General features: G+C 32.1%; 5 protein-coding genes and 1 tRNA gene. 4 read left to right on the forward strand and 2 right to left on the reverse strand.

Annotation, left to right across the window (positions count from 1 at the left end):
- Positions 1-19: 19 nt before the first annotated feature.
- The 3 genes from J4863_RS00845 to J4863_RS00855 all read left to right on the forward strand — a co-directional run bounded on the left by J4863_RS00845 (position 20) and on the right by J4863_RS00855 (position 8,355).
- On the forward strand, positions 20-607 hold the full coding sequence (locus J4863_RS00845; RefSeq protein WP_211618564.1) for a helix-hairpin-helix domain-containing protein: 588 nt from the start codon (positions 20-22) through the stop codon (positions 605-607).
- A 32-nt stretch (positions 608-639) separates the two neighbouring features.
- A tRNA-Leu gene (locus J4863_RS00850) sits at positions 640-725 on the forward strand.
- Positions 726-1,296: 571 nt separating this feature from the next.
- Positions 1,297-8,355 carry an autotransporter-associated N-terminal domain-containing protein gene (locus tag J4863_RS00855; RefSeq protein ID WP_211618565.1) on the forward strand — a complete coding sequence of 2,353 codons (7,059 nt, stop codon included), beginning with the start codon at positions 1,297-1,299 and terminating at the stop codon, positions 8,353-8,355.
- A gap of 64 nt (positions 8,356-8,419) precedes the next feature.
- Here the strand turns inward: J4863_RS00855 and J4863_RS00860 are convergent, their stop codons facing one another.
- Entirely contained in the window at positions 8,420-8,683 is a 264-nt protein-coding gene (locus J4863_RS00860) for a Txe/YoeB family addiction module toxin (RefSeq protein ID WP_211618566.1), read from the reverse strand.
- Entirely contained in the window at positions 8,683-8,940 is a 258-nt protein-coding gene (locus J4863_RS00865) for a type II toxin-antitoxin system RelB/DinJ family antitoxin (RefSeq protein WP_211618567.1), read from the reverse strand. Before J4863_RS00865 ends, J4863_RS00860 begins: the two co-directional genes overlap by 1 nt.
- A gap of 417 nt (positions 8,941-9,357) precedes the next feature.
- Between J4863_RS00865 and J4863_RS00870 the strand changes: the two genes are divergently transcribed.
- Positions 9,358-16,317: an autotransporter-associated N-terminal domain-containing protein gene (locus tag J4863_RS00870; RefSeq protein ID WP_211618568.1), complete on the forward strand. Its 6,960-nt coding sequence runs from the start codon at positions 9,358-9,360 to the stop codon at positions 16,315-16,317.
- Positions 16,318-16,656: the final 339 nt, after the last annotated feature.

The raw sequence follows: 16,656 nt of genomic DNA on the forward strand, positions 1-16,656 counted from the left end.
TAATTGAGGGGGAAAATTTATGAAAATCAAATATTTGATTATTTTTGTGATGTTATTAATTTTAGGGAATTTTTTGAGATTGTTTGTTGAGGATAGGAATGTGCCTAAAATCGAGATTAGTGAGGAAGTTTCCTACAAAAAGGATAAAGCCAAAAAAGAAAATGATTTATCGGAAACGAATATGAAATATGATGTGAATAGTGTGACTTACGAGGAATTGCTAAAACTCAATTTTGGTAAATCGAAGGCCCAGAAAATCATTGAGTTCAGAGATGAAATGGGAATAATTTTTGAAATGGATGAATTGAAGGGAATTCCAAAATTTGGTGAAAGTGGATTGAAATTAGCTAAAAAATATTTGTATGTAGATTCAGAAAAACTAAAAAATGTTGAAGAAAACTACAAAAAATCTAGCTTTAAGAAGTACAATATTACAAAAGCTGACGAGGAAGAACTGAAAAAAATTGGTTTTACAAAAAAGGAAATAAAAAAAATATTACCTGAAATTGAAAATAAAAATATTCATTCAAATATAGATTTGGAGCGACTTGTAGGAAATAGTAGATATTTAGAACTAGAAAAAAGAATAAAATTCCTTGACGAATAAAAAAAAATATGCTATACTACTTTAGTAAGGTTGCCCGAGTGGTGAAATTGGTAGACGCAACGGACTCAAAATCCGTCGATTTTATATCGTGCCGGTTCGACTCCGGCCTCGGGCACCAATTACCACTTAAAATATAAAGACTTAAAAATAATAACTTAAATATCAAACAGGCTATTTTATAAGTAATAATTATTACTTATAAAATAGTTTTTTTGATTTATAAGGAAATTAAATTAATATTCTTTTATTAACATTATCAAAATGATTAAATAATATCAAATCTAAATTTTAAATTAGAATGAAAGTTTTTTTGAATAATTTGGCTAGTCAAAAGTAAAAAAATAATAAATAATTAAAAATTGGAACAAAAATTTAATGTTTTAAAATTTAATTTTAATTGTATTTTAAAGCATTAATTATAAGTATTTTATTGGGTAGAAAAGGAAAATATTTATTTATAATTTTAAAGATTACTATATAAAATAAATATATAAAGGACATAGTTAATATATTATATATATAAGGTATTGAAAAAATTATAAATTTTTATTATAATATAACTTCGATAAAGAACTCAAAAAAATTTGTATTATCTAAAAAAATTATTATAAGATAATAGGAAATTAATTTAATAAAAAGAAAAAAGGAATTTATGAAATTAAAACAACATCTAGGAGGAAAACATAAAAATGACAAATAATTTAAAACAATTATCAAAAGAATTAAAATCATTTGCGAAGAAATGTAAAGATTTTAGTTATACGGAATCGGCATTATTTTCGTTTTTGTTGACGGGAATAGTTTCTTTGGCAAATACGGTAATAACGAAAGACAAAGAAATTAAAGAGCAAAGACAAGAGATTAATACTTCGATTGGAGAGATAAAGCAAGAATTTAAGCGAGCAAAAATTGAAAATGATAAATTGATGAAAGACTATAATTTGGAATTGGTAAAATTGATGGAGCAAGGAGATCATGTAGTAAAATCACCTTGGAGCTCATGGCAATTTGGAATCAATACATTTGCAGGGAAATGGGGAGGTTCTTACAAAGGACGTGGAGATAAAAAAGGAGATGTGATTTACAGCAGAGTTAGTAAATTAAGTAAAGATTTTCCAGATAGAACATCAACATATGGTTCAACAACTTTGTCACATTTAACAGAGCCAGTGACATACATACCTGTGGAAATTGCAATAAATCCAAAAATAATCAACAAACCCAAAATAAATGTAAATTTACCAAATATACAAACACCACAAAAACCTAGATTGAATGTGGTTATTGATCCGATTAGGGATGTGACTATTCCTACGGTTACAGCACCAAATAAGACGGTTTCAATAGTGGAGCCTAATGCGAAGCCATTTTCTGATTTTGGTTGGAGTTGGATGAATGGTGGAAAATTATTTCAAACTGGGTATGGATTTGTAAATTATAATTTTAAAGATGCTAATGGAAATGATAACTCAACTAAACTACCAGATAATTCAGGTTATGGGTATCAAGGATATACTAACTGGTCGCAATATGCTATAGCTGAAAATGTTAATTTAACTAATGGGACATTTTGGTCTGGTGTTGATACTAGTGGAAATGTAGGAGCAAGTGCCACAAGTATAGCAGGATATGATGGAGCAACTTATGATCATTCATTACCTTATTCAATTGCTAATAATCCATTTAGTCAAATAAGTAGCTTATTTAATGGCGAAAGACACGATTATAGATATAGACACCAAAGTATTTTAAATCTTCATGCAGGTCCTTGGAATAATCAACCTGGATTTACTGTGAAAAATGCAACTTTCTATGTTGCTGGAAACCACGGAGATGTCAATGATAAAGATTTTGTATTGGATAAAAAAGGAAGTGGACAAGGGCTTGGAACTGAAGCAATACATATAGTGGGAAATGCAGATTTAGACCATGTAACTGCGTATTTGTATGGAAAGTCAGCATTTATTAACAATGAAACTTTTAGAGGTGGAAAAACTAATATAACAAATTCAAATGTATATGTTAAAAAAGATGAAAATACTATATTTAATTTAAGAACAGAATTTGGTCCTTGGCAAGATTCACCTTATTACGCAGGAGATAATCCTACTGATTACAGAGGTTGGCAACTTTCTACTAAATTTAATGCAAATGTAGATTTAACTGTAGATCATCAAAATAATACGATGTATGCTGTGAAAGGATTTGCTGGTGGACTTAGAGTAGATAGTTCTGGAAATTCTTCGTTTAATGGAGCTTCGAACATTGGATATTCTATGTTGGGATGGGTTCCTAATAAATATAATTATATTAATGATACTTATACAATAGCTACAGGACAAAGTTTTGATACTAAACATACTTCAGGAGTTTTGGATAGAGAAGGAGAAGCTAATAGAAAAGATTATATTCCTTACGTTAAAATGCAAAATGCTCTTAACATGTACGGAGATGAAAATGTAGGAATCTTCTTTAATAAAATGGATATGAGTAATAATGGAATGGAACAACATTTTGATGTTGGTATTCACCAAGGGGAATTTGATTTGAAATTTAAAATTGGGGAACAATTAAATTCAAATGGTACAGCGACAACTCAGAATACAAAAGGGAATTTATCAGCAAAAGGATATTCAGATAAAGATGTAGATGGTAACGTGGCAGTATTTGCTAGATCTGGACAAAGAACAGGTGTAGATGTAAAAGGACTATATCAAGAAAATGCAAATAACCACGGTTATAACGGAAGTTTCTTTGAAAAAGATCAAATACATGATTTAATATTCAGAAACTTTGACATAACTTTTGGAAAACATTCTAAAAATGGATTTATGTTCTTGGCACAAAATGGAACAGTAGTTGATATTAGAAATGATGCAGGAACTAAATTTACAACGCCTCAAACAAGTTTTTCTGATAATAGTAGTGCTTTGACAAATGATGAAAATGCTGGACTTGGTACAGTTATTGCTTATTCAGAAGGTGTTTGGACTCATGCTGATACCGAATTGACAGAAAAATCTGGAGCTAATATAGAAGGAAAACCAACAGAAATTAAAGTAGGGCAAGACCTTAATATGGCGAGTCGTGAAGGGATTGCTTATATGGCACAAAATGGAGGAAAAGTTACTGTCGACGGAACAACGAAAGCAACAGGTAGAGCTTCTATAATTGGTTATGCTGATGGTAAAAATGGAAATACTGCTTCAGAAATAACAATCTCAAAAGCAGTAACAGCTACTGATGATGGAGTTACAGCTAATGTAAATAAATTCAAAAACATCGGAGGATATGCTAAAAACGGAGGAAAAGTAAACATCCAAGGGAAAGCAACAATAAACGGTATCGGTGGATTTGCAAATGGAACCGGTTCGGAAGTTACTTTAGGAGCTAATAATAATGATATTAAAGCAGGAGTTCAAACTGGATTGGCTGCTATAAATAATGGTGTGGTTAATTTCGGTGGAGGAACTATTGAAGTTAAAGATAATGTGTCTGGAGACCATGCAGCTTCTACGCCGTTCTATGCTGATTCTACTGGTAAAGTAGTTATCACTGGAGACACGACTGTTAATATGTATAATGGAATATTAGTCAGTGGGACTAAAAACGATTATTCAAAAAATACTGGTGGTTCTGAAAGATATCAAGGAATGGGAAAAGTTACTGCTGAGATAAAAGCAGATGGAGTAAACTTAGGAAACTACGATGGAATATCAGCAACTTGGGATGGAAATCCAACAACTTATTTGAATACAATAAATACTATACCTCAGTTTAAAGCCATCCATGATAATGGAAAATCGTATACAAGTACTCTAACAAACGGAAAATTAGATGTTACTCAAGGAACTGTCGGATTAGATGATTCAAGTAATAACTTCAATAATATTAGTATTGCAAATGAGCAAGTTACTATTTCAGGAGGTACAACAGTTACTAGTGCAAATGGAAAAGGTCTTTCAATGGGTTCTTTAAGTGGAGCAACTTCGAATGCAGTTACTGGCGCTACTGGTAATGGTATGACAAAATATATTAATGACGGAACAGTAAATATTACTGGTGGAACAACTACTGCTGGTGCTGCGGGAATTAATATAAGTTATGGAACAATTGAAAATAATAACAAAGTTAGTGTTGATAACGGTGCTGGACTTTATGCTACAAATGGAAGTAAAATTGTAAATGCTAGTACAGGAACAATTAATGTTACAGGAAGTGGAGTAGGAATTGCAGCTCTTGGAACGGATTCTAATGCTAAGAAAAATTATGGAACAGATACGAAAAATGCTTCAAATATTTCAGAAAAAACAGTTGAGATTGTTAATAATGGCACTATAAATGTAGCTGGAAATGATGCGATTGCAATTTATGCGGAAAATAATACTGGAGCAGCTAGAAACTTAGTTACTGTTGACAATACTTCTAAACTTTCTGTTGGAACAAATGGAGTAGGAATTGCGTTAGTTGCAACGACTCCTAGTACAGCAGCAGGTGCAGTTAATCATGGAGCTACTAGAAATGGTGGAACAATTAATGTTACAACTACTGGTACTGGATCTGATATTGTAACTGGTGTAAATGGTAAAGGTATTTATGCAGAAAATTCAAATATTAATTTAAATGGTGGAAATTATGCAATAGAAACACTTGATAATGGAGTAGGAATTTTTGCTGAAGGAGATTCGACTGTAACTGGAACATTAGATTATAAGTATAGTGGAGCGAATAATGCTAATGGAGTAGGAATTGTTTACGATTTAGCGAATGCAACTAATAGTGCGACTAACAGCGCAAATATTAATTTAACAAATTCAACTATGACAACAGCTGGATTAGTAGGACTTTATACGACGGCAACAACTGGAACGCTGACTAATACAGGAAATATCACAAGTACAACAACAGCTGCTTCAGAAAAAGAATTTGGAATTGCGTCTCGTGGAGCAAATATCGTAAATAGTGGTAATATCACTTTGGATGAGTCTACTTCTCAATCTGTTGCAAATGTTGGTATTTACAATGCAGGAGATTCAGTTGTAAATAGTGGAAATGTTACAGTTGGGAAAAATTCAATTGGAATTTATGGAAAAGGTGTAACATTGGCTAATAGTGGAACAATTAATGCAGGAGAAAATGGAATTGGAATTTACGCTGAGGGAACAGCATCAACACCTGTAACTGTTGACGGAACAATTAATGTTGGCGATAAACAAGCTGTCGCTATATATGCAATTGGAAATGGACAAAATATTGAAACAACAGCAAATTCTAACTTGAATATTGGAGAAGGATCATTTGGATTTATTGATGCAGGAACAGGAAATACGATTACTTCAAGAACTTCAAATGTAGGATTGCAAAAAGATTCTGTGTACATTTATCAAAATGATCATACAGGTTCTGTTTATAACTATACTAATTTAAGTTCAGTAGCAGGAACTAATTCGCCAGATGAAATTTACGGAATTTATGGAAACGGATATATAGAAAATAGAGGAAATATTGACTTTAGTAACGGTGTAGGAAATGTTGGAATTTATTCGACAGCCGGAACAGCTAAAAACTACGGAGTAATTAACGTAAGTGGTTCTAATATCGTTAACAAACAATACGGTATTGGTATGGCGACTGGATACTATAATGATGTAACAAAAACTTCTAGTAACCAAGGTACAATCGAAAACTACGGAACAATTAATGTAAGCCAACCAAATTCATTTGGAATGTATGCAACAGGAACTGGTTCAAAAGCTGTAAACTACGGAAATATTAATTTATCAGGAAATGATACAATTGGAATGTTCATTGACCAAGGAGCAACAGGAGAAAACTGGGGTAACATTACAACAACAGCTAGTGGATTCACAAAAGTTAAAGGTATTTATGTAGCCAACGGAGGAATCGTTAAAAACTATGGTACAATCAGAATTGATTCAACTGATAAGCAAAGTGCTGGAATTTGGGCAGCAGATGGTAAAACTGCAGATAATGTAGAAGAACTTGCTACAGGAACTAATCCAAGTACTGGTGTTCACCAAACAGGAACAGCAACTCCGAAAATGGTTGTAGCAGCGTCAACAGATGAAAAAACATTAGGAGGAGTAACTATTAAAACTCCACCAAAAGCAACACCAGTATCAATAACTATTGATAAAACAGGTGAAATTATGTCAGTAGTAAATGTAGATACAGATGTGGCTAGTCCAACTCCATCGAAAGTAACAATTACAGATTTATCAAAAGGAACTGTAAATGTGTTAGATGCTACAAGCTACAATTATTCTAGCGTACCATCATCAACAGAAGCAACATCTATTGGAATGTATGTAGATACATCAGGAATAAATTATACAAATCCTATTCAAGGACTTAATAATTTAAGCGGACTTACCGATGTTGAGTTGATTTTTGGAACTGAAGCTACGAAATATACTAATTCAAAAGCTATAGAAGTTGGAGATAATATATTAACACCGTATAATAATGCATTGGCAAGCGTAATTAGTCCTGGAGGAACAACATTAAATGCTTATTCTGGAAGTTTAACTTGGCTAGCACAACCAGTAAAATCTGTAGCAACAGGATTGCTTGATACACTTTACTTAGTAAAAGTTCCGTATACAGGATTTGCTAGAAAAGGAGATAAAGATACATATAACTTCTTAGATGGATTAGAACAAAGATACGGAGTGGAAGCACTTGGTTCAAGAGAAAGAGCAGTATTTACTAAGTTAAATGATCTTGGAAATGCAGAAACTCATATTTTCACTCAAGCAGTGGATGAGATGAAAGGTCATCAATATGCAAATACTCAACGTAGAATTTTTGAAACAGGAAATACTTTAGATAAAGAATTTAAATATTTACACGACGAATGGAGAAATCCTTCTAAACAAAATAACAAAGTTAAAATCTTTGGTATGAGAAATGAGTATAAGACAGATACAGCTGGAATTGTTGATTATACAAGTGATGCGTATGGGATAGCTTATGTACATGAAGATGAAACTGTTAAATTAGGAAATAGTTCAGGATGGTATGCAGGAGCTGTAAACAATAGATTTAAATTTAAAGATTTAGGTAAATCTAGAGAAAATCAAACTATGTTAAAAGCAGGTGTATTTAAAACAATGTCGCCTTACAATGATCATAACGGTGCATTGAGATGGACAGTTGCTGGAGATGCATTTGTCGGTCTAAATGAAATGAAACGTAGATTCTTTGTAGTAGATGACGTATTCAATGCTAAAGGAGACTACACTTCATATGGTGCTGCATTCAAAACAGATTTAGGATACGATATTAGAATGTCTGAAAGAACGCACTTAAAACCTTATGGAGCCTTGAAAATGGAATATGGTAGATTCAGTAAGATAAAAGAGGATTCTGGAGAAATCAGATTAGAAGTAGACGGAAATGACTATTTCTCAGTTAAACCAGAAGTTGGGTTACAATTTAAATACGTTCAACCAATGGCAGTTAGAACTCAATTATCAGTAGGATTAACAGCCGCTTACGAAAAAGAACTTGGAAGATTAGATGACGTAAACAACAAAGCTAGAGTAAGATACACAACAGCTGACTGGTACAGTCTTGGAGGAGAAAAAGAAAACAGAAAAGGAAATGGTAAATTCGATCTTAATATCGGAATTGATAACACAAGATTTGGAGTAACAGTAAATGCTGGATACGACACTAAAGGTGAAAACATTAGAGGTGGAATTGGATTTAGAGCGATTTACTAATTCTAAAATTGTTAAAAAAATAGAAATGAAAAAAGAGCAGTAATTTCACTGTTCTTTTTTTGTATTATTTGTCTCTATAATGGGAACCACATTGCCATATTTCCAAAGTATCATTTACAATTTTAAAAACAATACGATTAGCTTTATCTATTCGAACACTCCAATAACCTGCAAGATTTCCAGATAATTGTTCGGGTTTACCAATACAGTTATACCCATTTCTATCAATATTTTTAATTAGATTATTGATTCTTTTGATAATTTTTTTATCTTGAGTTTGCCAATAAAGATATTCTTCCCATGCTTCATCAGACCACACTTTTTTCACTATTTCACCTCAATTAGTTCATGTTCTTTCAGTGTTGTTTTTCCCTTTTTAACATTTTCAATAGATTGATTTAGACGTTCCATATTTTGATTACTATAAAATGGGTCTGCTGTCACTTCAAAAGGTATTCGTCTCTCAGAACCTAATTTTTTTAAATAGATTGTTATTGCTGCAGACAGAGAAAGTCCCATATCAGAACAGGCTTGTTCAGCCTTTTTTTTGATAACATCATCAATTCGTAAATTAATTTGTGCCATAAAAATCTCTCCTTTTTATATTATTCTATAATTTCTGAATACAATATACTATATTTTATACTAATTGTAAAGTATTATTATATACAATATATAGTAAAATAATTAAATTATATCTAAAATTAATTTTTGTATCTAGAAGTTATCTTTAGAATATGGATATTAAGAAATGATTGTTGCATCTTCTTTGGTATAACATTTACTTATGTTCCTTATCAAAAAATAAAAATTTCATTAAAGCTAAATTTCTTTTTGAAAAATCTTTTTTTTATGTTATAATAATGAACAAGACGAAATAAAATCATTTCAAATTTGAAGTCATAAATTGGTTTAAATGTAGTAAACATAGGGGTTTTATGAAGAAAAAAATTTGATGTGTATTGTTTTAGATTAAAAGAAAATTAAAAGGAGAGAATGAAAATGACAAATAATTTAAGGGTTTTAAAGAAAGAATTGAAATCTTTTGCAAAAAAAGTAAAAGATTTTAAATATACAGATTCTGCACTTATTACTTTTTTATTGACTGGGACAGTAGAGCTAGGTGTTACATTGAATGCTCATGCAGCTCAAGATGAAATCGAAACGCAGAAAAAAGTAATTAATACATCGATATCAGATATGCATCAGCAATTTAAAAGGGTGAAATCTGAAAATGATAAATTAATGAAAGATTATAACTTAGAGTTAATACAATTAATGGAGCAAGGAGACCACGTAGTAAAATCACCTTGGAGCTCTTGGCAATATGGAATAAATGGAATTTACAACGATTGGCAAGGAAAATACAAAGGTCGTGGAGACAAAACTCCTGATGTGAAATACGAAAGAGACAAAACATTATCAAAATACAAATACAACACAAATCCAAACAAAGCATACGGTTACGGAAATACAACAGAACTTGGATTGAAACAGGAACCAAACGCAGTAATTCCAGTATCAGCATCACTTCAACCATTGATTCCAAGAATAAAAACAGCAAATGTTTCAATGGCAGTTGATATTAGTGACTTACCTTCGTTTACACCAAGAACAGTTACACCACCATCAGCACCAGTTGTTAGTACATCAGTAACTTTTACACCACCGACTTTTGGTTTGGTTGGGGAATCTTTCGGAAATGGAAATGATGATTATTTTGAAAAAACAGTTCCTGGTGATGGGTTAATTGAAGGTGTTTCATTATTAGGTGGAAATTTTGCGACAGAACTTACTTCTCTTGGTAATACTAATTTTGCTGGATTTTTAGGGAATAAATGGCGACATGCTGAAAACTGGACTTATGGATATAAAGATTATGATCCATATAATGTATCTGATGCAGTATCTAATACAAATTATTCAGGAGTTAGTTCTCTTGCAGCAAATGGAGGAAGATTATCTACTCCTATTTCGAGAATGCTTGCGACAGCTTCAGGGAAAACAGGATTTTTAAAAATGGCTTCATACAATAGAAAAAGTTCTACAATGATTAATAATGCAGATATTATGTATACAAGAAAAGGAGCTTCTCTTACAGGATATAGCACTACTAAGAACTATGAAGGAGTAGTAAAAGAATTAGTTCATTTAGATACACATGGTGCTCAACCAATAACAGGTGCAAATAGTGAAGATACAAGAGTATCAAATATTATAAATAAATTACCAAGTGATAAACAAGCAAAAGTTACAAGTGCATGGTCGGATTTTAAAAATATTGCTTCTGCAAAAGGGATGGAACGTTCACAAACTTTTATAAATAGAGGAACTACTGTTGTCGAAGGTTCAAATGTAACTTTTTCAAACAGTTATGATCATACAGATGGTTTTACTATTGGAAATGGAAAAACAATGGCAGCAGTTATAAATGCAGGAAATATAATTGTACATCCGCTAAATGAAGGTGGAAATAAATTAGGTTCTGATTCATCAGTATTTTTAGTATCTGCAGAAGTATATGCAAAAAATGGACAGACTGGTGGAGTTAACGGAATTCCACAGCTTTTGTATAACTCTGGAGAAATAAAAATGTATAATAAAAAATCTGCAGTATTTTTTATAAATCCTGATCCATATGAAAGAACAGGGAATACTACAGCAAGAAGAGATATTAGTATAATTAATAGAGATGGACAGATAAAAGAATATGGTGAAAATTCTGTTGGGGTTTATATTAAAACACCGAATTATGTTAAACAATTGAATTTAGATTTTTCTGATACACAAACAAGTGCAGGAAATTTTTCTCCAATGACTTTATATGGAGATAATAGTATTGGGTTATATATTGAAAAAGTAATTAACGATACATCTGATAAAAATTTTGCAGGGACACCAGATTTTAGTGACAGAAATACATTTGATGCAAGCGAAGTTGGTAAAAATACTTCAATCAAAAGAGCGAGCAATGCTAACGGAGATTCAGTAGTTTACGGAAACTTTGCAGTTAATATAGGAGATTCAAGTGATACTGGAAATCAACAATATACTTCAAAAAATACAATTTCAATAAGTAATCCAGGTACTATCGATGAACATTCAACAGAAGGAACACCAGATACATTTGATTTAAATGGAAGTAGCACTAACCCTAAAATTGAAAAAAGTTTTGGTATATTCTCAAACTACAATATAGACTTCAGTAAAGACTCTGTTAGTACAACAACAGGAATAAATAAATTCGGACACCAAATTAATATTTTTGGAAATACAGACCAAAATATCGGAGTTCTTACTGGAAATGAGGCTATATATAAACTTGGTAAAGGAAGTATCAATTTATCAGGTAAAAATAGTACGGGTAATATAGGAGTTTTAGTTGGTGGAAGTAGAGATTCATCATCAGGAAATCCTACTCACCAGACAGATGGTAAAGTAATTGGAGACGTTGTAACAATAACTGGAGCTTCTGATAATTCAGATAGAGGAAATAGAGCAATTGTAGCAGTTGGAAAAAATAGTACAAATACTGTTTCAAATTCGGTTGAAGTAAATGAAGTTAAGTCAATAGGTGCTACAAACTCAATAGCAATTGTAGCAGATGATCATTCGACTGTAAAAGTTAATAGTTCAGCAACTAATTCATCTTCAACAACTACAGGAGTAAATATTTCTGGATCAAGATACGAAGCTACTCCTAGTCGTCCAGATGATAATGTTGGGGCTGCATATGCGAATAATGGAGCGACTATAACAATAGACAGAACAGTAATACCAACAGCAGCTAATATTTCAATAGAAGGTGGAATGAATGGTACTAAACATATGGGATTTGGATTGTTTGCAAATAATAATGGGAATATTAGTGCAAAATATAATTCAATAAATGTAACGAATGCTTCTACAGCAATAGCTGCGTTAAATGGAGGGAAAGTAGATTTAGATCACTCACAAGTTGAATATAGTGGAGAAGGATATGCATTATATGCAGGTACTGACTCAAGTACATCTATTGCAACGCCACCTGTTGCGGGAGAAATTAAATTAACAAATGGTAAGTTAGTACTGGGAGGAAAAGCTGTTGGATATGTAAAAGACCAAGGATTAGCAACACCTTCTGTAGTTCTTACAGGAACTAACATAGATGTAAAATCAGATGATGTAATAATTGCTGATTTACGGAATTCTGCTACAGGTATAGTAACAGTTGATGTTGATAGTTCAGGAACGCCTTTGAAAACGCAATTGTTAGGTGCAGGAGTAGGAACAATTACACCAGTAGCGGGATCAGGAGCAACTGGAAAACATAAATATGCAGTGGTAGACAATGCTGAAATTAATATTAAATCAGTTGTTGATAAAGCAGATAGTACAACAGATTCAGACAGTGAAGTATTCTCGAAAAGATTCTTGTACCAAAATTCAAGAGTAAACGTTGAATCAGGTGCTTCGGTGAAAGCAGAATTGAACACAGCACAGTCACAAGCGACTGGAACTAGCCTTCCTGTAGGTCTTGCAGTAACTGGAAGTGCAAACTCTACTAATAATTCGACAACAAAAATTGGAAATAAAGGTGATATTGTTGTTGATAGAACAGATAGTGGACAAGGTGGAATTGGACTTTATGTAGATTATGGTCAAATTAATAACTATAATGGTGGAACAATAAATGTTGAAAAAGGTACAGTAAACGGACCTAATGACAAAGCAATTGGAATATATGGAACAAATAATACGAATATTGTAAATGATGGAGCAGTAAATGTTGGTGGTAATAAATCAATAGGAATTTTGGGACTTTCATATAGAATAGATCATGCTACAGGTTTAGCTGTAGATCCAACTACTGAACCTTATTATGCAAGTGCTACAAATAAAGCTGATTTTGGTAAAATTAATATTGAAAATTCAGTGACAGGTGCAATTACAATGGATAATGACGGTGCAGTTGGAATGTTTGTAAAAAATAATAGTAAGGACTCTAGTGTAACAGCTACATACAATAGAGCTAAATCTGATCTTGTTGCTGTAAATAGAGGTACTATTACAATGAATGGAAACAATAGTGCAGTAGGAATGGGAGCAGATAACGGTACAGTTACAAATGATACAACTGGTAAAATTTATGTAAATGGAACAAAATCAGTTGGTATGTATGGAACAAAAGATTCTGATTTAACAAATAATGGAGAAATCAATGTTGTAGCAACTTCTGCTGGAAATGAATCAATTGGAATGTACATTGACGATCAAGATTCAACTATTACGAATACAGGAAAAATCAATGTTGGACAATCTTCTTACGGTATTTATGGTAAAAAAGTAAACATGAATGGTGGAGAAATTAACGTTGCAGACGATGGAGTTGGAGTTTATTCAACAGGGCCTACTGTAAATCTTAATTCAGGAAAAGTTACAGTTGCAAATAACAATGCAGTTGGAGTTTACATTGCAGACGATAGTAAAAATCCACAACCAACAACAGTAACATCAGCTGTTGATATGAAAGTAGGAGATACAGATTCGTTTGGATATTTGATAACAGCTACAAATGCTAAGACAGACTTGACAATAAATCCAACACCAAATGATGTACATGTTGGAGAAAAATCAGTTTACGTTTATTCAGCAGCACCACAAAGTTTAGGTGGAAAAATTATCAATCATTCAAATATTGTAATGGATAAGAATAATGGATACGGTATTTATTCTTCGCAAGATTCAGAAAACTATGGAGATATTAACTTAACTTCAGGAGTTGGAAATATAGGAGTTTACTCAACACAAGGAATGGGTAGAAACCATGGAACAATTACAGTTGGTCCAAGTAATGTAACTAACAAAGAATACGGAATTGGTATGGCAACTGGATATTATGACGAAGCTACAAAAGCTGAATTAAATATTGGAACAATTGAAAATGTTGGAACTATCAATGTTTCAGACGATAACAGTGTGGGAATGTATGCTGTTGGAACTGGCTCAAAAGCGATTAACAGAGGAACTATTAACTTGAGTGGTAATAATACAACTGGAATGTATATTGATAGACATGCGGTTGGAGAAAATTACGGAACTATTCAAACAACGCCGACTGCGAATGGAAAAGGAATCAAAGGGGTAGTTGTAACAAATGGTGGAGTAATTAAAAACTATGGAACAATTAATATTCAAGGTGCTAAAAATATTGGAGTGTATGCGTTTAGAGGAGATGAAACAAGTTCAAAATATGTACCTTATGAAGAAAATGGAACTGGAAATATTTCAACAAGACCATACGTAGAAGGAACTGCTACAGATAGAAAAACAGTTGGAAAAGCATCAGTAAAAGTTCCGCCTGCATCATTGCCAAGTGCAGTTTCAATTTCAATAGACGGTGTGGATGTAGCACCTACAAAAGTTGATACAAATATTGCTTCACCACAAGCACCAGAAGTATTGATTACAGATTTATCAGGAGTAACAAAATTAAATCTAGCAGTAGAACAAATGGATCACGATCACACTGATTCAAATGCAGAAATTTCAAGCATTGGAATGTATGTAGATACTTCAGGAATAAATTATACACAACCAATCCAAGGATTAAGCAATTTATCAGGATTGACAGATGTAGATTTAATCATGGGTACAGAAGTTACTAAATACTTAAATGCAAAAGCAATCCAAATTGGAGATAATATTTTAAAACCATATAATGACGCATTGTCAAGTGTAGTATCGACAGGAGTTGACTTGAATGTAAATTCAGCAAGTTTAACTTGGTTAGCACAACCAGTAGAATCAGGAAATGTAGCAGCACCAATAAAAACAGTATACATGGTTAAAATTCCGTATACAGACTTTGCAAGTAAAAATGATGTTGACACAGAACATTTCTTGGATGGATTGGAACAAAGATACGGAGTTGAAGGAATTCACTCAAGAGAAAAACAAATTTTCAATAAGTTGAACAGTTTAGGAAAAGGAGAATCACATATTTTCGCTCAAGCTGTAAACGAAATGAAAGGTTACGAATATTCAAACACTCAACAAAGAATATATGAAACAGGAAACGCTTTGGATAAAGAGTTTAAATATCTACACGATGAATGGAGAAATCCTTCTAAACAAAATAACAAGATAAAAGTATTCGGTCAAAAAGACGAGTATAACACTGATACAGCAGGAGTAATTGATTACGATAGCAATGCTTACGGAGTAGCTTACGTACATGAAGATGAAACTGTTAAATTGGGAAATAGTTCAGGTTGGTACGCAGGAGCTGTTACAAATAGATTCAAATTTAAAGATTTAGGAAAATCTACAGAACAAGATACTATGATAAAAGCAGGAATCTTCAAAACAATGTCACCTTACAACGATCATAACGGTTCATTAAGATGGACAGTTGCAGGAGATGTGTTTGGAGGAATCAACAATATGCGTCGTAAATTCTGGGTAGTAGACGATACATTTGAATCAAAAGGTGATTATTACACTTATGGAGCAGCGTTCAAAACTGACTTAGGTTACGATATTAGATTAAGCGAAAGAACACATTTGAGACCTTATGGAGCCTTAAAAATGGAATATGGAAGATTTACAGATGTAAATGAAGACAGAGGAGAAATGAACTTGGAAGTAAAAGGAAACGACTACTTCTCAGTAAAACCAGAAATTGGAGCAGAATTCAAATATGTTCAACCATTGGCAGTAAGAACTCAATTATCAGTAGGACTTTCAGCAGCATATGAAAACGAACTTGGAAAATTAAACAGATTAAATCAAGCAAGAGTAAGATATACAACGGCTGATTGGTACAACTTAAGAAACGAAAAAGAAAACAGAAAAGGAAACGGTAAATTCGATCTTAACATCGGAATTGATAACACAAGATTTGGAGTAACAGTAAATGCTGGATACGACACTAAAGGTGAAAACATTAGAGGTGGAATCGGATTTAGAGCGATTTACTAATTCTGAAATTGTTAAAAAATAGAAATAAAAAAGAGCAGTAACAGTGAGTTGCTGTTCTTTTTTTGTTTATAGGGAAATTAAATTCATATTTTTTTAAACTATTTACTGATATATTTGATAATTTTAAAAGAGGTGTTTTTATTTTTGAAAATCAAATAATTATTGTAATAATATAAATTTGTTTTTTAATTGTTAACACTAAAAAATATAAAGAGTTAAATTTTTTCAATATTCTATGATACCCATAAAACCGTAATAAAAAAATAAAACAAAATTTTTCACAAAAAGTATTGACTTTTTAAAAAAGTGGGGTATAAATTATTGTTAGCAAATAGTAAA

This window comes from Leptotrichia sp. oral taxon 221 (assembly GCF_018128245.1).
Classification (GTDB): Bacteria; Fusobacteriota; Fusobacteriia; order Fusobacteriales; family Leptotrichiaceae; genus JABCPH02.

Excerpts from the sequence above, each read along its gene's own strand:
- J4863_RS00845 (WP_211618564.1), top strand. The coding sequence starts at position 20 with ATGAAAATCAAATATTTGATTATTTTTGTGATGTTATTAATTTTAGGG.
- J4863_RS00855 (WP_211618565.1), top strand. The coding sequence starts at position 1,297 with ATGACAAATAATTTAAAACAATTATCAAAAGAATTAAAATCATTTGCG.
- J4863_RS00865 (WP_211618567.1), bottom strand. The coding sequence starts at position 8,940 with ATGGCACAAATTAATTTACGAATTGATGATGTTATCAAAAAAAAGGCT.
- J4863_RS00870 (WP_211618568.1), top strand. The coding sequence starts at position 9,358 with ATGACAAATAATTTAAGGGTTTTAAAGAAAGAATTGAAATCTTTTGCA.